This window comes from Enterobacter sp. HK169 (genome assembly GCF_001719105.1).
GTDB classification, from domain to species: Bacteria; Pseudomonadota; Gammaproteobacteria; order Enterobacterales; family Enterobacteriaceae; genus Enterobacter; species Enterobacter asburiae_B.
Genome location: NZ_CP017087.1, coordinates 2,755,133 through 2,773,727, shown reverse-complemented (window position 1 = coordinate 2,773,727; position 18,595 = coordinate 2,755,133). Strand labels below are relative to the sequence as shown.

Annotated in this window: 16 protein-coding genes; 13 read left to right on the top strand and 3 right to left on the bottom strand. The window is 55.3% G+C overall.

Annotated elements, in window-relative coordinates; translation table 11 throughout:
* Complete coding sequence (gene ppiC / locus EnteroDNA1_RS13205; protein WP_048979297.1) at nt 1–282, bottom strand: peptidylprolyl isomerase PpiC; 282 nt, start codon at nt 280–282, stop codon at nt 1–3.
* 112 nt (nt 283–394) lie between these two features.
* Between ppiC and rep the strand changes: the two genes are divergently transcribed.
* On the top strand, nt 395–2,419 hold the full coding sequence (gene rep, locus EnteroDNA1_RS13200) for a DNA helicase Rep (RefSeq protein ID WP_032646096.1): 2,025 nt from the start codon (nt 395–397) through the stop codon (nt 2,417–2,419).
* A 58-nt stretch (nt 2,420–2,477) separates the two neighbouring features.
* Here the strand turns inward: rep and gppA are convergent, their stop codons facing one another.
* A complete protein-coding gene (gene gppA / locus EnteroDNA1_RS13195) occupies nt 2,478–3,962 on the bottom strand; it encodes a guanosine-5'-triphosphate,3'-diphosphate diphosphatase (protein ID WP_033146916.1) in 1,485 nt (494 codons plus the stop codon).
* Nucleotides 3,963–3,968: 6 nt separating this feature from the next.
* Complete coding sequence (gene rhlB / locus EnteroDNA1_RS13190; RefSeq protein ID WP_023309646.1) at nt 3,969–5,237, bottom strand: ATP-dependent RNA helicase RhlB; 1,269 nt, start codon at nt 5,235–5,237, stop codon at nt 3,969–3,971.
* 144 nt (nt 5,238–5,381) lie between these two features.
* On the opposite strand from rhlB, the gene trxA reads away from it, so the two are divergent.
* From trxA to wecG, 12 genes are all read left to right on the top strand, one after another.
* Nucleotides 5,382–5,711, top strand: a complete 330-nt coding sequence (gene trxA, locus EnteroDNA1_RS13185; RefSeq protein ID WP_006179218.1) for a thioredoxin TrxA — start codon at nt 5,382–5,384, stop codon at nt 5,709–5,711.
* 345 nt (nt 5,712–6,056) lie between these two features.
* Nucleotides 6,057–7,316 carry a transcription termination factor Rho gene (gene rho, locus EnteroDNA1_RS13180; protein WP_008501566.1) on the top strand — a complete coding sequence of 420 codons (1,260 nt, stop codon included), beginning with the start codon at nt 6,057–6,059 and terminating at the stop codon, nt 7,314–7,316.
* 242 nt (nt 7,317–7,558) lie between these two features.
* Nucleotides 7,559–8,662 carry a UDP-N-acetylglucosamine--undecaprenyl-phosphate N-acetylglucosaminephosphotransferase gene (wecA, locus tag EnteroDNA1_RS13175; RefSeq protein ID WP_023309645.1) on the top strand — a complete coding sequence of 368 codons (1,104 nt, stop codon included), beginning with the start codon at nt 7,559–7,561 and terminating at the stop codon, nt 8,660–8,662.
* A gap of 13 nt (nt 8,663–8,675) precedes the next feature.
* Complete coding sequence (wzzE, locus tag EnteroDNA1_RS13170; protein ID WP_033146914.1) at nt 8,676–9,722, top strand: ECA polysaccharide chain length modulation protein; 1,047 nt, start codon at nt 8,676–8,678, stop codon at nt 9,720–9,722.
* Between the two features lie 56 nt (nt 9,723–9,778).
* Nucleotides 9,779–10,909 (top strand): non-hydrolyzing UDP-N-acetylglucosamine 2-epimerase, encoded by a 1,131-nt coding sequence (wecB, locus tag EnteroDNA1_RS13165; protein WP_039264262.1) that lies wholly within the window; start codon nt 9,779–9,781, stop codon nt 10,907–10,909.
* Complete coding sequence (wecC, locus tag EnteroDNA1_RS13160; protein ID WP_064673093.1) at nt 10,906–12,171, top strand: UDP-N-acetyl-D-mannosamine dehydrogenase; 1,266 nt, start codon at nt 10,906–10,908, stop codon at nt 12,169–12,171. Before wecB ends, wecC begins: the two co-directional genes overlap by 4 nt.
* Entirely contained in the window at nt 12,168–12,845 is a 678-nt protein-coding gene (gene rffC, locus EnteroDNA1_RS13155; protein ID WP_064673092.1) for a dTDP-4-amino-4,6-dideoxy-D-galactose acyltransferase, read from the top strand. Before wecC ends, rffC begins: the two co-directional genes overlap by 4 nt.
* A gap of 4 nt (nt 12,846–12,849) precedes the next feature.
* On the top strand, nt 12,850–13,980 hold the full coding sequence (gene rffA / locus EnteroDNA1_RS13150) for a dTDP-4-amino-4,6-dideoxygalactose transaminase (protein WP_023309640.1): 1,131 nt from the start codon (nt 12,850–12,852) through the stop codon (nt 13,978–13,980).
* Nucleotide 13,981: 1 nt separating this feature from the next.
* The gene (gene wzxE, locus EnteroDNA1_RS13145; protein ID WP_045888450.1) at nt 13,982–15,232 is read left to right on the top strand and encodes a lipid III flippase WzxE; all 1,251 of its coding nucleotides are present in this window, start codon (nt 13,982–13,984) and stop codon (nt 15,230–15,232) included.
* Nucleotides 15,229–16,308, top strand: coding sequence for a TDP-N-acetylfucosamine:lipid II N-acetylfucosaminyltransferase (locus EnteroDNA1_RS13140; protein WP_033146909.1), 1,080 nt, complete (start codon nt 15,229–15,231; stop codon nt 16,306–16,308). The genes wzxE and EnteroDNA1_RS13140 overlap by 4 nt, the downstream gene beginning before the upstream one ends.
* Entirely contained in the window at nt 16,305–17,657 is a 1,353-nt protein-coding gene (gene wzyE / locus EnteroDNA1_RS13135; RefSeq protein ID WP_064673091.1) for an ECA oligosaccharide polymerase, read from the top strand. Before EnteroDNA1_RS13140 ends, wzyE begins: the two co-directional genes overlap by 4 nt.
* Nucleotides 17,658–17,669: 12 nt before the next feature.
* Nucleotides 17,670–18,410 (top strand): lipopolysaccharide N-acetylmannosaminouronosyltransferase, encoded by a 741-nt coding sequence (gene wecG, locus EnteroDNA1_RS13130; protein ID WP_029739560.1) that lies wholly within the window; start codon nt 17,670–17,672, stop codon nt 18,408–18,410.
* The last annotated feature ends 185 nt before the right edge of the window (nt 18,411–18,595 follow it).

The following is an 18,595-nucleotide window of genomic DNA, read 5'->3' as shown; positions in this document are numbered from 1 at the left end:
TCAGCGGCGATAAAGCACCTTAATGATATGGTAGCCAAATTTGGTTTTTACCGGGCCGTAGGGCTTCAGGAGAGGGCAGCTAAAGACCGCCCGATCGAACGGGCCGACCATCGCACCTTGTTGAAACTCGCCGAGATCCCCGCCATTGCGCCCGGACGGGCATTTAGAGTAACGCTTCGCCAGATGATCAAAGCTGATGCCGCGCTCCAGCTTGACCAGGATCTCCTGGGCCAGTTTCTCTTCTTTTACCAGAATATGCAGGGCTGCTGCGGTCTTTTTCATGGTTCTGCTCTACGGGTTAAACGCGATTTCTCCACTTTATCATTAGCCGGTAAATCTGCGCCCGGCTTTCTGCTACAATCCACACCCCGTTCGAAGATTGAGCAACACTCCCATGCGTTTAAACCCTGGACAACAACAAGCGGTCGAATTCGTTACTGGACCATGCCTGGTGCTGGCAGGGGCCGGTTCGGGTAAAACCCGCGTGATCACCAACAAAATCGCCCATTTGATCCACAACTGCGGATATCAGGCGCGACACATTGCGGCGGTCACCTTTACCAATAAAGCGGCGCGCGAGATGAAAGAGCGCGTCGGTCAGACGCTGGGTCGTAAAGAGGCGCGCGGCCTGATGATCTCCACCTTCCACACGCTGGGGCTGGATATCATCAAACGCGAGTATGCGGCGCTGGGAATGAAGTCCAACTTCTCGCTTTTTGACGATACCGATCAGGTGGCGCTGCTCAAAGAGCTCACCGAGGGGCTGATCGAAGATGACAAGGTGCTGTTGCAGCAGCTGATCTCGACGATCTCGAACTGGAAAAACGATCTGATGACGCCGGCCCAGGCCGCGGCGATCGCCAAAGGCGAACGGGATCGGATTTTCGCCCACTGCTACGGTCTGTACGATGCGCATATGAAAGCGTGTAACGTGCTGGACTTTGACGACCTGATCCTGCTGCCCACGCTGCTGCTGCAGCGCAATGAAGAGGTGCGCGAGCGCTGGCAGAATAAAATCCGCTACCTGCTGGTGGATGAATATCAGGACACCAACACCAGCCAGTACGAGCTGGTGAAGCTGCTGGTGGGGCAGCGCGCGCGTTTCACCGTGGTAGGCGATGACGACCAGTCAATTTACTCCTGGCGCGGTGCACGCCCACAAAACCTGGTGCTGCTGAGCAAAGATTTCCCCGCCCTGCAGGTGATTAAGCTGGAGCAGAACTACCGCTCCTCCGGGCGTATCCTGAAGGCGGCAAACATCCTGATTGCCAATAACCCGCACGTGTTTGAGAAGCGTCTCTTCTCCGAACTGGGCTACGGCACGGAGCTGAAAGTGCTCAGCGCCAACAATGAGGACCATGAAGCGGAGCGTGTGACGGGCGAACTTATCGCTCACCACTTCGTCAACAAAACCGAATATAAGGATTACGCGATCCTCTATCGCGGCAATCACCAGTCGCGCGTCTTTGAAAAGATGCTGATGCAGAACCGCATTCCGTACAAAATCTCGGGCGGCACGTCGTTCTTCTCGCGGCCAGAAATCAAAGATCTGCTGGCCTATCTTCGCGTGCTCACAAACCCGGATGATGACAGCGCGTTTCTGCGCATCGTGAATACGCCTAAACGCGAGATTGGCCCGGCGACGCTGCAAAAGCTCGGCGAGTGGGCGATGACCCGCAACAAAAGTATGTTTACCGCCAGCTTCGACATGGGGCTGAGCCAGACGTTAACCGGACGCGGGTATGACTCGTTAACCCGCTTCACCCACTGGCTCGGCGAAGTGCAGCGTCTCGCGGAGCGGGAGCCGGTGGCGGCAGTGCGCGATCTCATTCACGGCATCGACTATGAGTCCTGGCTGTATGAAACCTCAGCCAGCCCGAAGGCGGCTGAGATGCGCATGAAAAACGTTAACCAGCTCTTCAGCTGGATGACCGAAATGCTGGAGGGCTCTGAAATCGACGAGCCGATGACCCTGACGCAGGTGGTCACCCGCTTTACCCTGCGCGACATGATGGAGCGCGGCGAGAGCGAAGAAGAGGCCGATCAGGTTCAGCTGATGACGCTGCATGCGTCAAAGGGGCTGGAGTTCCCGTATGTGTATCTGGTCGGCATGGAAGAGGGATTGTTGCCGCACCAGAGCAGCATTGATGAAGACAACGTCGACGAGGAGCGCCGTCTGGCCTACGTGGGGATCACCCGCGCGCAGAAAGAGCTGACGTTCACGCTGTGTAAAGAGCGCCGCCAGTACGGTGAACTGGTACGCCCGGAGCCGAGTCGTTTCCTGCTGGAACTTCCGCAGGATGACGTGATCTGGGAACAGGAGCGCAAAGTGATTACCGCAGAAGAGCGGATGCACAAGGGTCAGGCTAACGTGGCGAACATCCGCGCTATGCTGGCAAAAGCCAAAGAGAAAGGATGAGTTCGAAGGGGTTGTAGGCCGGGTAAGGCGAAGCCGCCACCCGGCAATGTTCAGCGTATTACTTTACCTCAAGCACCCAGTGCACGTAGCTCTGCCACTGGCACTCCTGCTCGATCATCTCTGCCCCTAACGGGTGACGATCAATCCATTTCTCCGGCAGCGCCAGCGAAAGCTTCTCGTCATCGGCCACCAGATTAATGGCAGGCAGCAAATCATCGCGGCGGCGGCTGGCAAACAGGATCGCCAGACGCAGCAGGCGGCACAGATGCTCGGCCACGCGAGGCGGTACGGCGTTTTGCTGATGCAAAGAGGAGAGATCGACGGCGTTGGTCTGGTTCAGCAGCAGCGTGGCCAGCAATTTTTTCTGCGCAGGCGTATAGCCCGGTAAATCCAGGTTTCGCACCAGATACGCTGCATGAGCCGGTGCCTGCTTAAAATCAATGCTCAGCCCCACTTCATGTAGCGCACAGGCGCTCAGCAGTAAATCCCGGCTCAGATGGTCAAGATCCCAGACGTTAGCAACCTGATCGGCGAAGCGTGACGCCAGCTGCGATACGCGTCCTGCCTGATCGATATCAACCAGAAAACGACGCTGAACGTTGCGCAGGGTACGGCTGCGGATATCCTGATCGACCGACAGATGTAACATCCCGTAGACCAGACCTTCGCGCAGCGCGCCGCCGGCCAGGGTCATACACTGGATGTTCAGCTCGGTGAAAATGGCGATAAGAATAGCCAGCCCGCTCGGGAAGACCAGCGCGCGTTCCAGCGTCAGGCCTTCAATTTCCAGCTCTTCCAGGCGTCCGCACTGAATGGCGCGCTGTTTCAGCTGCTGAAGTTTGGCAAGCGTAATCCGCTCGTCCATTCCCTGCGCCATCATGATTTCCTGCAGAGCCTGCACGGTACCCGAGGCACCCACGCAGACTTTCCAGCCGTGATAGCGCAGCTCGTCCATCACCGGGCGTAATACCTCGCGCGCGGCGTTTTCTGCCTCGTCGAAGTTCTCTTTCGCCAGGTTCCGATCGGTAAAGTAGCGCTCAAGCCAGGTCACGCAGCCCATCGACAGGCTGAACAGCGACGTTGCCTGCGCGCCGGTGCCGGTCACAAGCTCGGTACTGGCACCGCCGATATCCACCACCAGACGGCGATCGTCACCTCCCGTGGTGTGCGCAACGCCCTGGTAAATCAGGCGAGCCTCTTCTTCACCGCTGATAACCTGTACCGGACAACCCAGAATTTCCTGCGCTCTGGCGATGAAATCCACGGCGTTGACCGCCAGGCGGAGTGTCGCAGTGGCGACCACGGTGATTTGGGCGTGCGGGATATCCTGCAGACGTTCGGCAAAGAGCCGCAGACACTGCCAGCCACGTTCCATGGCTTCAGGGGAGAGGTGATTATCGCTGCTCAGGCCCGCCGCGAGGCGGACCTTGCGCTTGATGCGCGTCAGCGTTTGTATGCTTCCCGCCACCTCGCGCACAACCAGCATATGAAAACTATTCGAACCGAGATCAATTGCCGCATAAAGCGAGGTGGAGCTGAGCATATTTTCTTAACCTGAACGACGACGATTACGCGGCGCGCCACCTGAACGACGCGGACCATTGCCGGAGCGTGGGCGGGTTAGACGCTTAGGCGGCGGCAGTTCGCTTAACAGCGCTTCCGGATTGTATTTGCTCTGCGGAATAGAGTGACCGATATACGTCTCAATGGCTGGAAGATTCAGCGCATACTCTTCACACGCAAGGCTAATCGAGTGACCGCTTGCGCCCGCACGACCGGTACGACCGATACGGTGTACGTAGTCTTCGCAGTCGTCTGGCAGATCGTAGTTAAAGACGTGCGTCACGGCCGGAATGTGCAGACCACGAGCAGCAACGTCGGTTGCGACCAGAATATCGAGATCGCCACGGGTAAACTCTTCAAGAATACGCAGGCGTTTTTTCTGCGCCACGTCGCCGGTCAGCAGACCAACACGGTGACCGTCTGCAGCCAGATGGCCCCAGATGTCTTCACAACGGTGTTTGGTGTTCGCGAAGATAATGGCGCGATCTGGCCACTCTTCTTCAATCAGCGTTTGCAGCAGACGCATTTTCTCTTCATTGGAAGGGTAGAAGAGCTCTTCTTTAATGCGGTGACCCGTTTTCTGCTCCGGTTCCACTTCTACATATTCGGCGTTGTTCATCTGTTCGAACGCCAGTTCGCGAACGCGGTATGAGAGGGTTGCAGAGAACAGCATGTTCAGACGCTGATTGGCCGGCGGCATGCGGCGGAACAGCCAGCGAATGTCTTTAATGAAGCCCAGATCGTACATGCGGTCAGCTTCATCGAGCACCACAACCTGGATTGCGCCGAGGTTAATGTGATTCTGTTTGGCGTAATCGATAAGACGGCCGGTGGTACCGATCAGGATATCCACACCGCTTTCCAGCACTTTCAGCTGTTTATCGTAGCCGTCGCCGCCATAGGCCAGGCCAAGCTTCAGTCCGGTAGACTGCGCCAGGGGTTCAGCGTCTGCGTGGATCTGTACCGCCAGTTCTCGCGTCGGTGCCATAATTAGCGCGCGCGGCTGGTTAACTTTGCGGTCTGCAATCGCTGGGTGAGAAAGTAAATAATGAAACGTTGACGTTAAAAACGCCATCGTTTTGCCGGTACCGGTTTGCGCCTGCCCGGCAACATCGCGACCGGCCAGCGTCAGCGGCAGCGCGAGGGCCTGAATGGGCGTGCAGTTATGAAACCCTTTATTTTCAAGGGCTTCAATCACCTTCGGGTGCAGCGCGAAGTCGGAAAACTTCTGTTCTGTTAAATGTGTTTTGCTCATAGTGTGGTAGAATATCAGCTTACTATTGCTTTACGAAAGCGTATCCGGTGAAATAAAGTCAACCTTTAGTTGGTTAATGCGACATCAACACGTCGTTGGTGGAGACAAAACCAACGTACCAGGCTTATTCCTGTGGAGTTATATATGAGCGATAAAATTATTCACCTGACTGACGACAGTTTTGACACGGACGTACTTAAGGCTGACGGGCTGATCCTCGTCGATTTCTGGGCTGAATGGTGTGGTCCTTGCAAAATGATCGCCCCGATTCTGGATGAGATCGCTGACGAATATCAGGGCAAACTGACCGTTGCCAAGCTGAACATCGACCAGAACCCGGGCACCGCACCAAAATACGGTATCCGTGGCATCCCAACCCTTCTGCTGTTCAAAAACGGCGAAGTGGCAGCGACCAAAGTGGGCGCGCTGTCCAAAGGTCAACTGAAAGAGTTCCTGGACGCTAACCTGGCGTAAGGTTTCTCCGCTGTGCGTTCAGGGCTCCCGGCTAAATGATGTGGAACTCTGGACGCCCGGCTGAAGTCGTGCTAAGTTAGCTATGACTTCGTTTTAAACATATCTTGTTGTTTGAATCTTGTTTTACCCGATACTTCCCGTTGTTAACATGAACAGTGCGTGAAGTGGCTAAATTCCGGGCTTGTCACTCAATCCGTCTTGTCGTTTCAGTTCTGCGTTCTTTCCCTGTGACCAGACAGCGAACAGACATGAGTTGATGGCCGCTAAACAGGCATGGATGACCCTGCCATACCATTCACAACATTAAGTTCGAGAATCACCCCGAGTTTAAGAACCCACACCATTATGAATCTTACCGAATTAAAGAATACGCCGGTTTCTGAGCTGATCACTCTCGGCGAAAATATGGGACTGGAAAACCAGGCCCGTATGCGCAAGCAGGACATCATTTTCGCCATCCTGAAGCAGCACGCTAAGAGTGGCGAAGATATCTTTGGCGACGGTGTGCTGGAGATATTGCAAGACGGATTTGGTTTCCTCCGCTCTGCAGACAGCTCCTACCTCGCCGGCCCTGACGACATCTACGTATCCCCCAGCCAAATCCGCCGTTTCAACCTCCGCACTGGTGACACCATTTCAGGTAAGATTCGTCCTCCTAAAGAGGGTGAACGCTACTTTGCGCTGTTGAAAGTCAATGAAGTTAACTTCGACAAACCGGAAAACTCGCGTAATAAGATCCTCTTCGAGAACTTAACGCCGCTGCACGCGAACTCTCGCCTGCGCATGGAGCGTGGTAACGGTTCAACTGAAGACTTAACCGCGCGTGTTCTGGATCTGGCATCACCAATTGGTCGCGGCCAGCGTGGTCTGATTGTGGCACCGCCGAAGGCGGGTAAAACCATGCTACTGCAGAACATCGCGCAGAGCATCGCTTATAACCACCCAGACTGCGTGCTGATGGTGCTGCTGATCGACGAACGTCCGGAAGAAGTGACCGAGATGCAGCGTCTGGTTAAAGGTGAAGTGGTTGCTTCTACCTTCGACGAACCGGCATCTCGCCACGTTCAGGTTGCGGAAATGGTTATCGAGAAGGCGAAACGCCTGGTTGAGCACAAGAAAGACGTGATCATCCTGCTTGACTCCATCACCCGTCTGGCGCGTGCCTACAACACCGTCGTTCCGGCGTCAGGTAAAGTACTGACCGGTGGTGTGGATGCTAACGCCCTGCATCGCCCGAAACGCTTCTTCGGTGCCGCACGTAACGTGGAAGAGGGCGGTAGCCTGACCATCATCGCCACGGCGCTGATCGATACCGGTTCTAAAATGGACGAAGTAATTTACGAAGAATTTAAAGGTACAGGTAACATGGAACTGCACCTTTCTCGTAAAATCGCTGAGAAACGCGTCTTCCCGGCTATCGACTACAACCGTTCCGGTACCCGTAAAGAAGAGCTGCTCACCACGCAGGAAGAGCTGCAGAAAATGTGGATCCTGCGCAAAATCATCCATCCAATGGGTGAAATTGACGCGATGGAGTTCCTCATTAACAAACTGGCGATGACCAAAACCAACGACGATTTCTTCGACATGATGAAACGCTCGTAACGCAAATAAAGCCAGCGAACGCCACGTTTTTACGTGGCGTTTTTCTTTTATGGACTATACGCTAGTACCATCTACTCCCAATTTTGACCGGTCGGTGCGACAATAGGGTCGTTTGTGCAGCTAAAGAAATAATTGATTGAAAAATATACAAAGGGAGTAGCCAGAAGCCATCTTTATTACTTCTGAGGCTGTGGCTTCATGGTTATACTTCCGGGACTAACATTTGTTGAGAGCAATCCATTGTGAATCTATTCACCGCCGTTACTGAACTGATCAGTATTTTTTTATTCACAACCTGTTTTTTGTTCATTGCGCGCAAGGTGGCAAAACGAATAGGGTTGGTGGATAAGCCAAATTTTCGTAAACGCCATCAGGGACTTATTCCTTTAGTCGGCGGGATTTCTGTTTACGCAGGGATTTGCTTCACGTTTGGTATTGCCGATTATTATATCCCGCATGCCGCCCTCTACATTGCCTGCGCCGGTGTCCTGGTGTTAGTCGGGGCCCTTGATGACCGGTTCGATATTGCGGTGAAAATACGCGCTACCGTTCAGGCGGCCATTGGCGTGGTGATGATGGTAGTGGGCGGACTGTATCTGCGAAGCCTCGGCTATGTATTTGGCCCCTGGGAGTTAGTCCTGGGTCCATTTGGCTTCTTCCTGACACTCTTTGCCGTCTGGGCGGCAATCAATGCTTTCAACATGGTGGATGGCATTGACGGCCTGCTCGGTGGGTTGTCGTCCGTCTCGTTCGCCGCAATCGGCATTATTTTATGGTTTGATGGTCAGTACAGTCTGGCAATGTGGTGTTTTGCCATGATTGCCGCCATTCTGCCTTATATCCTCCTAAACCTCGGTGTGCTGGGCCGTCGCTATAAAGTCTTTATGGGAGACGCGGGTAGTACGCTGATTGGTTTTACGGTTATCTGGATCCTGCTTGAAACCACACAGGGTCAAACCCATCCGATAAGTCCCGTAACCGCGCTGTGGATTATTGCCATTCCATTAATGGATATGGTGGCGATTATGTATCGCCGCCTGCGCAAAGGGATGAGTCCTTTCTCTCCTGACCGCCAACATATTCATCATCTCATCATGCGTGCGGGTTTTACTTCTCGTCAGGCGTTTGTGCTGATTACTCTGGCCGCCGCTATTTTGGCCGCGATTGGTGTAGCTGCAGAATATTCTCATATTATTCCTGAGTGGGTTATGTTGGCATTATTCTTGCTGGCATTTTTCCTGTACGGCTACTGCATTAAACGCGCATGGAAAGTGGCGCGATTTATTAAACGTCTTAAACGCAGGATGCGTCGTAACAGTGGCAAAAATACAACATTAACTAAGTAAAACCGGGACTATGATGACTCAACCGTTGGCGGGAGCGAAATCAGTGGTAACTGAGAATGAACTGGATATTCGGGGTTTGTTTCGCGTGTTATGGGCAGGCAAACTTTGGATTGCGGGGATCGCGCTGGGTTTTGCACTGTTAGCGCTGGCCTATACGTTCTTTGCAAAACAAGAGTGGAGCGCCACGGCAATTACAGACAAGCCAACGGTTAACATGCTCGGGGGATACTATTCCCAGCAGCAATTCCTGCGTAACCTGGACATCAAAGCCAGTCTTGCTACGCCAGACCAGGCTTCCGTTATGGATGAAGCCTATAAAGAGTTTGTGATGCAGCTGGCTTCGTGGGATACCCGACGCGATTTCTGGTCCCAGACGGATTACTACAAGCAGCGTCGGGTTGATAATACAAAAGCCGACGCCGCCCTGCTGGACGATCTGATTAACAATATTCAGTTTATGCCGGGCGACGCGCTGCGTAACGTGAATGACAGCGTCAAGCTGATTGCAGAAACCGCGCCGGATGCCAACAACCTGTTGCGTCAGTACGTCGCGTTTGCCAGCCAGCGTGCCGCAAGCCATCTTAACGAAGAGCTTAAAGGTGCCTGGGCGGCTCGTACCATCCAGATGAAAGCCCAGGTGAAACGTCAGGAAGAGGTGGCGAATACCATTTTCGGTCGCCGTGTGCATAACATTGAGCAGGCGCTGAAAATTGCGGAACAGCGCAATATTTCCCGTACTGAGACTGACGTGCCGGCCGATGAGCTGCCTGATTCAGAGATGTTCCTCCTTGGTCGCCCTATGTTGCAGGCGCGTCTGGAAAACCTCCAGGCCGTCGGTCCTGATTTTGACCTCGATTACGATCAAAATCGCGCGATGCTCAATACGCTTAATGTCGGTCCATCTCTGGACCCGCGTTTTCAGACCTATCGTTATTTGCGAACGCCTGAAGAACCTGTAAAACGCGATAGTCCGCGTCGTGCATTCCTGATGATTATGTGGGGGATTGTAGGCGCACTGACGGGCGCTGGCGTGGCGTTAACGCGTCGTCGCAAAAACTAAGAACGCCGTCTACGATGAAGGCTGCGGCCTTCATCGCCTAATCGAAGAGAATCGATGTGAAAGTACTAACCGTATTTGGCACCAGGCCGGAGGCCATTAAGATGGCACCTCTGGTTCATGCGCTGGCCTGCGATCCTGATATTGAAGCGAAAGTGTGCGTCACTGCCCAACACCGTGAGATGCTCGATCAGGTTTTAACGCTCTTCTCCATCGTCCCGGATTACGACCTTAATATTATGAAACCGGGGCAAGGATTAACGGAAATAACCTGTCGCATTCTGCAAGAGCTAAAGCCGATCCTGGAGTCATTCAAGCCTGACGTGGTGCTGGTTCACGGTGACACCACCACAACCGTGGCGACAAGCCTGGCCGCGTTTTACCAGCGAATTCCCGTGGGGCATGTGGAGGCGGGTCTGCGTACCGGCAATCTTTATTCGCCGTGGCCGGAGGAGGCCAACCGCACGTTAACGGGTCATCTGGCGATGTACCACTTTGCGCCAACGGAAAACTCGCGTCAGAACCTGCTGCGTGAAAATATCGCCGATAACAAAATCTTTGTGACCGGCAATACGGTCATTGACGCGTTAATCTGGGTACGTGACCGCGTCCTGGCAAACAGCGATCTTCAAAAAGAGCTCGCTGCCCGCTATCCGTTCCTTCACAACGGCAAAAAAACCATTCTGGTTACTGGCCACCGTCGCGAAAGCTTTGGCCGGGGTTTCGAGCAAATCTGTCACGCGCTGGCTGAAATCGCCGCGCAGAACGACGATGTGCAAATTGTCTATCCAGTACACCTTAACCCTAACGTCAGCGAGCCGGTTAACCGGATCCTGGGCCATGTCGACAATGTCCTTCTGATTGAACCTCAGGACTACATGCCGTTTGTCTGGCTGATGAACCACGCCTGGCTGATCCTCACCGATTCCGGCGGCATTCAGGAAGAAGCGCCATCCCTCGGCAAACCGGTGCTGGTGATGCGTGAAACGACCGAACGTCCGGAAGCCGTCAAAGCCGGTACGGTGCGGCTGGTCGGCACCAACGCGCAGCTCATCGTCGAAGAGGTCACGCGCCTGCTGCATGACGATGAAGCGTATCAGGCGATGAGCCGGGCCCATAATCCGTACGGAGACGGGCAGGCTTGTGGCCGTATTTTGCAAGCACTTAAACACAATCGGGTATCGCTATGAGTTTTACTACCATCTCTGTCATCGGTCTTGGCTACATTGGCTTGCCTACTGCGGCCGCGTTCGCCTCTCGTCAGAAACAGGTTGTCGGTGTGGATATCAACGCACGGGCGGTAGAAACCATTAACCGTGGCGAGATTCATATTGTGGAGCCCGATCTTGACCGTGTGGTGAAAGAGGCGGTGGAGGGAGGCTTCCTGCGTGCCAGCACGACGCCAGTTGAAGCGGATGCCTACCTGATTGCCGTCCCTACCCCGTTTAAAGGCGACCACGAGCCCGACATGGCGTTCGTCGAGGCGGCGGCAAAATCCATAGCGCCTGTGCTGAAGAAAGGGGCGCTGGTGATCCTGGAATCAACCTCTCCGGTCGGCGCTACCGAGCAGATGGCACAGTGGCTGGCCGACGCGCGCCCTGATTTAAGCTTCCCGCAGCAGGCGGGGGAGCAGGCGGATATCAACATCGCCTACTGTCCGGAGCGCGTGCTGCCAGGCCAGGTCATGGTCGAACTGATTAAAAACGACCGCGTCATTGGCGGTATGACGCCCGTCTGTTCCGAACGTGCCAGCGCGCTGTACAAGATTTTCCTGGAAGGTGAGTGCGTGGTGACCAACTCCCGCACCGCCGAGATGTGCAAGCTAACGGAAAACAGCTTCCGCGACGTCAATATCGCCTTTGCGAACGAACTGTCGCTGATCTGTGCCGATCAGGGGATTAACGTCTGGGAGCTGATTAGTCTGGCCAATCGCCATCCGCGTGTGAACATTCTCCAGCCAGGTCCGGGTGTGGGCGGACACTGTATCGCCGTCGACCCGTGGTTTATCGTGGCGCAAAATCCGGCGCAGGCGCGTCTGATTCGCACCGCGCGTGAAGTGAACGACAGCAAGCCTCACTGGGTGCTCAATCAGGTTAAAGCGACGGTAGCGGATTGTCTGGCAGAGAGCGGCAAGCGCGCCAGCGAGCTGAAAATTGCCTGCTTTGGTCTGGCATTCAAACCCAATATTGACGATCTGCGTGAAAGCCCGGCGATGGAAATTGCCGAGATGATTGCCGAATGGCACAAGGGTGAAACGCTGGTGGTTGAGCCGAATATCCATGAATTGCCGGCAAAACTGGCGGGACAACACTGCACGCTGACGGCGCTGGACGACGCGCTGGCGACGGCGGACGTGCTGGTGCTGCTGGTGGATCATAAAGAGTTTAAAGCAACGTCCGGCGATGCCGTTCGTCAGCAGTATATTGTGGATACCAAAGGTGTCTGGCGTTGAACAGCCTGAATGGGGTGCTCGAGTCCCTGCAGTGGGAGAGTGCCTTTTTCGGCCTGCCGTCGGCCATCGTGCGTCTGCGTGATGATGCGTCGGTGCTGGCTGAACCGGATTTTATCGCCTGGCAACGGGTGCAGGCTAAGATCCCGGCGGAGCGAGCCGATCTGCTTGATGCGCTCCAGCAACACGGCTTTCAGCTGGTTGAAGGTGAGGTAGACCTTTCCATTAACCTTACCCGGCACGATGCGTCCGGCGCGGAAATTGCAACAGAGCAGGACATCCCCGTGCTGCGTCAGATGGCGGCCCAGGCGTTTGCTCAGAGCCGCTTTCGTGCGCCCTGGTATGCGCCTGACGATAGCGGACGTTTCTATGCCCAGTGGATAGAGAATGCGGTCAAAGGCACCTTTGACCACGTCTGCCTGGTTTTCCGTGCAGGGGACGGTCAAATCCAGGGGTTCGTCTCGCTGCGTAAGCTCAACGAGCGCGAGGCGCGTATCGGCTTATTAGCCGGGCGCGGCATGGGTGAGAAACTCATGCAGGCGGCGCTGCACTGGGCGCAGCAGCAACAGCTTGTGACGCTGCGGGTCGCGACCCAACTGGGCAACACCGCCGCGCTTAAACGTTACATTGCGAGTGGTGCCAACATCGACGCCACCGCCTACTGGTTATACAGGTGACAAGATGATTCCATTTAACGCACCACCCGTTGTCGGAACTGAACTCGACTATATGCAGTCTGCCATGGGCAGCGGCAAACTCTGTGGTGACGGCGGTTTTACCCGTCGCTGTCAGCAGTGGATGGAACAGCGTTTTCGCAGCGCCAAAGTGCTGCTGACCCCGTCCTGTACGGCATCGCTGGAAATGGCGGCACTGCTGCTGGATATCCAGCCCGGTGATGAAGTGATTATGCCGAGCTATACCTTCGTTTCCACCGCGAACGCCTTTGTCCTACGCGGAGCGAAAATCGTCTTTGTGGATATCCGCCCGGACACCATGAACATTGATGAGACGCTGATTGAAGCGGCGATCACCGACAAAACGCGCGCGATCGTGCCGGTTCACTACGCGGGCGTGGCCTGTGAAATGGACACCATCATGGCCATCGCCAAAAAACATAATCTGTTCGTGGTGGAAGATGCCGCGCAGGGCGTGATGTCCACCTACAAGGGACGCGCGCTGGGCACTATCGGCCACATTGGCTGCTTCAGCTTCCACGAAACCAAAAACTACACGGCGGGTGGAGAAGGTGGCGCGACGCTGATTAACGACCGGGCTCTCGTGGAGCGTGCGGAAGTGATCCGCGAAAAAGGCACCAACCGCAGCCAGTTCTTCCGGGGACAGGTAGATAAATACACCTGGCGCGATATCGGCTCCAGCTATCTGATGGCGGATCTGCAGGCGGCGTATCTGTGGGCGCAGCTGGAAGCGGCGGAACGTATCAACCTTCAGCGTCTTTCCCTGTGGCAAACGTATTACGATGCGCTTGAGCCTCTGGCCAAAGCCGGGCGTATTGAGCTGCCGACCATCCCGGCAGATTGCGTCCACAACGCGCATATGTTCTACATCAAGCTGCGCGATAACGACGACCGCAGCGAGCTCATCGCCTGGCTGAAAGAGGCCGAAATTATGGCGGTGTTCCACTACATCCCGCTGCACTCCAGCCCGGCCGGCGAAGCGTTTGGCACGTTCGCGGGTGAAGATCGTTACACCACCAAAGAAAGTGAGCGTTTGCTTCGCCTGCCACTGTTCTACAACCTCGCGCCTGTTAACCAGCGTACGGTGATTAATACCCTTCTGAGTTATTTCGGCTGATATGTCTCTGGCAAAAGCATCGGTGTGGACCGCCGCGTCCACGCTTGTAAAAATTGGCGCCGGGCTGCTGGTCGTCAAGCTGTTGGCCGTCTCATTTGGCCCCTCTGGTGTCGGGCTGGCAGGTAATTTCCGCCAGCTCGTTACCGTCCTTGGCGTGCTGGCCGGTGCCGGTATCTTTAACGGCGTCACCAAATACGTTGCGCAGTATCACGATGATGCGGCTCAGCTGCGCAGAGTGGTGGGTACCTCTTCGGCGATGGTCACGGGTTTTTCGACCCTGATGGCGATTGTCTTTCTGCTGGCGGCGGCGCCCATCAGCCAGGGATTGTTCGGGCACACCCATTATCAGGGGCTGGTGCGTCTGGTCGCGTTGGTTCAGATGGGCATTGCCTGGGCTAACCTGCTGCTGGCGCTGATGAAAGGTTTTCGTGATGCCGCCGGGAACGCGCTTGCCTTAATCCTGGGCAGCGTCATCGGCGTGATTGCCTATTACTTTTGCTATCGCCTGGGCGGCTATGAAGGCGCACTGCTGGGCCTGGCGCTGGTCCCGGCACTGGTTGTTGTGCCTGCGGCATTTATGCTGATGCGTCGGGGCGTCATCCCTCTGAGCTACCTGAAACCGCAATGGGACACGATGCTTGCCAGCCAGCTGGGTAAATTTACCCTGATGGCGCTCATCACCTCTGTTACGCTGCCGGTAGCCTACGTGATGATGCGAAATTTGCTGGCGGCGCATTATAGCTGGGATGAAGTGGGGATCTGGCAGGGCGTAAGCAGTATTTCCGACGCCTATCTCCAGTTTATTACGGCTTCCTTTAGCGTTTACCTGCTGCCAACCTTATCGCGTCTGACGTCCAGACAGGATATTACCCGTGAGATTTTCCGATCGCTGCGCTTTGTGCTGCCAGCCGTCGCGGCGGCCAGCTTTACCGTCTGGTTACTGCGCGATGTCGCCATCTGGCTGCTGTTCTCGGCGAAGTTCACCGCCATGCGCGATCTGTTTGCCTGGCAGCTGGTGGGTGATGTGCTGAAAGTGGGTGCTTACGTTTTTGGCTATCTGGTGATTGCAAAAGCGTCCCTGCGGATGTATATCCTGGCGGAAATTAGCCAGTTTGCGTTACTGACAGCATTTTCACACTGGCTGATACCCGCGCACGGTGCGCTGGGGGCGGCTCAGGCCTACATGGCAACCTATATCGTTTATTTCGCCGCCTGTTGCGGCGTATTTTTATTGTGGCGTAAACGCGCATGACTGCACTGATTCACATCCTGGGATCGGATATCCCACACCATAACCAGACCGTTTTGCGGTTCTTCAACGACGAGCTGGCATCGGGTAATCCTGATGCGCGTGAGTTTATGGTTGCAGGTCAGGATAAGGGCCTGAGCGAGGCGTTTCCGGCGCTGACGATTCGCTTCTGGCCGGATAAGGCCGCGCTGGCGAAGGCGGTCGTTGCCAGAGCCAAAGCGGATCGTAAGCAACGTTTCTTTTTCCACGGGCAGTTCAATACCGGCCTGTGGCTGGCGCTGCTCAGCGGGGGGATTAAACCCTCCCAGTGCAGCTGGCATATCTGGGGAGCCGATCTCTACGAAGTCTCCCGCGGCTGGAAATTCCGTCTTTTCTATCCGCTGCGCCGCATGGCGCAGGGGCGCGTGGGCTGTGTGTTTGCCACCCGTGGCGATCTCAACTATTTTGCTAAACAGCATCCGAACGTGCGCGGAGAACTGCTCTATTTCCCAACCCGCATGGATCCGGCCCTGAACGCCATGGCGAATGACGCGGTGCGTGAAGGCAAGCTGACGATCCTGGTGGGGAATTCCGGCGATCGCAGTAACGAACACGTCGCGGCGCTCAGGGCGGTGCATCAGCAGTTCGGCGACACGGTGAACGTGGTGGTGCCGATGGGCTATCCTGCCAACAACGACGCCTATATTGCTGAGGTTCGCCAGCAGGGACTTGCGCTGTTTAGTGCAGAAAATCTGCACATCCTCAGCGATAGGCTGGAATTTGATGAGTATCTTGCGCTGCTGAGAAAATGCGATCTTGGCTATTTCATCTTTGCCCGACAGCAGGGAATCGGCACGCTGTGTCTGCTGATTCAGGCGGGTGTACCGTGCGTGCTCAACCGCGACAACCCGTTCTGGCAGGACATGGCCGAGCAGCATATTCCGGTGCTGTTTACCTCAGACACGCTGAATGTCGAGGTGGTACGGGAAGCCCAACGCCAGCTCACGCTGGTGGATAAAAATAGCATCGATTTTTTCAGCCCGAATTACCTCACGCCGTGGCACCGTGCGCTGCGTATCGCTTCAGGAGACAAAGCATGAGTCAGTTGCAATTCAGCGGCTTACTAGTTGTCTGGCTTCTGAGCGCCCTGTTTATCGCCACGCTCACCTGGTTTGAATTCCGCCGGATACGCTTCAACTTTAACGTTTTCTTCTCGTTACTGTTTCTGCTGACCTTCTTTTTCGGCTTCCCGCTGACCAGCATTCTGGTCTTCCGTTTTGACGTGAGCGTCGCGCCGCCGGAAATCCTGCTCCAGGCGCTTCTGGCGGCAACCTGCTTCTATGCCGTCTACTACGTCACCTATAAAACGCGTCTGCGTTCAGCGCAGGCTGCTGCCCCGCGCCGGCCGCTTTTTACCATGAATCGGGTGGAAACCCACCTGACGTGGGTGATGCTGATGACCATCGCCCTGGTCAGCGTCGGTATCTTCTTCATGCATAACGGCTTTCTGCTGTTTAAGCTCCACTCCTACAGCCAGATTTTTTCGGCCGAAGTCTCGGGCGTGGCGCTTAAGCGATTCTTCTACTTCTTCATTCCGGCGATGCTGGTGGTCTTTTTCCTGCGCCAGGACAGCAAAGCGTGGCTGTTTTTCCTGGTCAGCACCGTCGCGTTTGGCATTCTGACCTACATGATTGTGGGCGGCACGCGCGCGAACATTATCATCGCCTTCGCCATCTTCCTGTTTATCGGCATCATCCGCGGCTGGATCTCGCTGTGGATGCTGGTTGCGGCAGGCGTGTTTGGCATTGTGGGGATGTTCTGGCTGGCGCTGAAGCGCTACGGGATGAACGTGGCGGGCGATGAGGCGTTTTACACGTTCCTCTACCTGACGCGCGATACCTTCTCGCCGTGGGAAAACCTGGCATTGCTGCTGCAAAACTACGACAAGATTGATTTCCAGGGGCTGGCGCCGATTGTTCGAGACTTCTACGTCTTTATCCCTTCCTGGCTATGGCCGGACCGGCCCGGCGTGGTGCTTAACACGGCGAATTACTTTACCTGGGAAGTGCTGAACAACCATTCCGGTCTGGCAATCTCGCCAACGCTGATTGGTTCCCTGGTGGTGATGGGGGGGGCGTGGTTCATTCTGCCCGGGGCGGTTGCCGTGGGGCTGATTATCAAGTGGTTCGACTGGCTTTACCTGCGCGGCAACGAAGAGACCAACCGCTATAAAGCCGCCATTTTGCACAGTTTCTGCTTTGGTGCCATTTTCAATATGATCGTTCTGGCGCGCGAAGGGCTGGACTCGTTCGTTTCGCGCGTGGTGTTCTTCATGGTCGTTTTCGGCCTCTGCCTGTTGCTGGCCAAACTGTTGTACTGGCTGTTTGACAGCGCAGGTCTTGTGCACAAGCGCGAACGGCAGGGCAGCACAACGCTGTCGCAAGTCTGAGTAAGGATAGTAATGACTGATAAAATTTCTGCACCGCGCTACGCGCTACGTGGCCTGCAGCTTATTGGCTGGCGCGACATGCAGCACGCGCTGGACTTTCTGTTCGCCGACGGCCAGATGAAATCCGGTACGCTGGTGGCCATCAACGCGGAAAAAATGCTGGCGGTTGAGGATAATGCGGAAGTCAAAAGCCTGATTGAAGCGGCTGAATTTAAATACGCGGACGGGATCAGCGTGGTCCGCTCTATCCGTAAAAAGTATCCTGACGCTAATGTATCCCGCGTGGCGGGGGCCGATCTCTGGGAGCAGCTTATGGCCCGGGCAGGTGCGCAGGGTACGCCCGTGTTCCTGATTGGCGGAAAGCCGGAGATACTGGCCCAGACGGAGGAGAAACTGCGTCGTCAATGGAATGTTAATATTGTCGGCAGCCAGGATGGTTACTTCAAACCGGAAGATCGACAGGCTCTGTTTGAGCGCGTTCGTGACAGCGGGGCGAAAATTGTCACCGTGGCGATGGGCTCCCCGCGCCAGGAGATCCTGATGCGCGACTGCCGTCTGGTCTGTCCGGATGCCCTCTACATGGGCGTCGGCGGCACGTACGACGTCTTTACCGGCCACGTTAAGCGTGCGCCAAAGGTCTGGCAAAATCTGGGGCTGGAGTGGCTATACCGCCTGCTATCGCAACCGACGCGCATTAAACGACAGATCCGTCTGCTTCGCTACCTCGCCTGGCATTACACCGGGAAAATGTAATCAAAATGTAGCGCGATATGCTATTCGCGCTGCAACTCGCCTGCAAAACTGCTGATAATCTGTGCAATGCATTCATTTTTTTAATGCATCGTTTGCCATTTGGCAGATTTTAGGAAACCATTCGCTCCGTATTTTAGTACCCCTAAAAAACAATACCCGGTATTAAGCCGGGAAACAGCAAACAC

Excerpts from the sequence above, each read along its gene's own strand:
- ppiC (WP_048979297.1), bottom strand. The coding sequence starts at position 282 with ATGAAAAAGACCGCAGCAGCCCTGCATATTCTGGTAAAAGAAGAGAAA.
- rep (WP_032646096.1), top strand. The coding sequence starts at position 395 with ATGCGTTTAAACCCTGGACAACAACAAGCGGTCGAATTCGTTACTGGA.
- gppA (WP_033146916.1), bottom strand. The coding sequence starts at position 3,962 with ATGCTCAGCTCCACCTCGCTTTATGCGGCAATTGATCTCGGTTCGAAT.
- rhlB (WP_023309646.1), bottom strand. The coding sequence starts at position 5,237 with ATGAGCAAAACACATTTAACAGAACAGAAGTTTTCCGACTTCGCGCTG.
- trxA (WP_006179218.1), top strand. The coding sequence starts at position 5,382 with ATGAGCGATAAAATTATTCACCTGACTGACGACAGTTTTGACACGGAC.
- rho (WP_008501566.1), top strand. The coding sequence starts at position 6,057 with ATGAATCTTACCGAATTAAAGAATACGCCGGTTTCTGAGCTGATCACT.
- wzzE (WP_033146914.1), top strand. The coding sequence starts at position 8,676 with ATGACTCAACCGTTGGCGGGAGCGAAATCAGTGGTAACTGAGAATGAA.
- wecC (WP_064673093.1), top strand. The coding sequence starts at position 10,906 with ATGAGTTTTACTACCATCTCTGTCATCGGTCTTGGCTACATTGGCTTG.
- rffA (WP_023309640.1), top strand. The coding sequence starts at position 12,850 with ATGATTCCATTTAACGCACCACCCGTTGTCGGAACTGAACTCGACTAT.
- wzxE (WP_045888450.1), top strand. The coding sequence starts at position 13,982 with ATGTCTCTGGCAAAAGCATCGGTGTGGACCGCCGCGTCCACGCTTGTA.
- EnteroDNA1_RS13140 (WP_033146909.1), top strand. The coding sequence starts at position 15,229 with ATGACTGCACTGATTCACATCCTGGGATCGGATATCCCACACCATAAC.
- wzyE (WP_064673091.1), top strand. The coding sequence starts at position 16,305 with ATGAGTCAGTTGCAATTCAGCGGCTTACTAGTTGTCTGGCTTCTGAGC.
- wecG (WP_029739560.1), top strand. The coding sequence starts at position 17,670 with ATGACTGATAAAATTTCTGCACCGCGCTACGCGCTACGTGGCCTGCAG.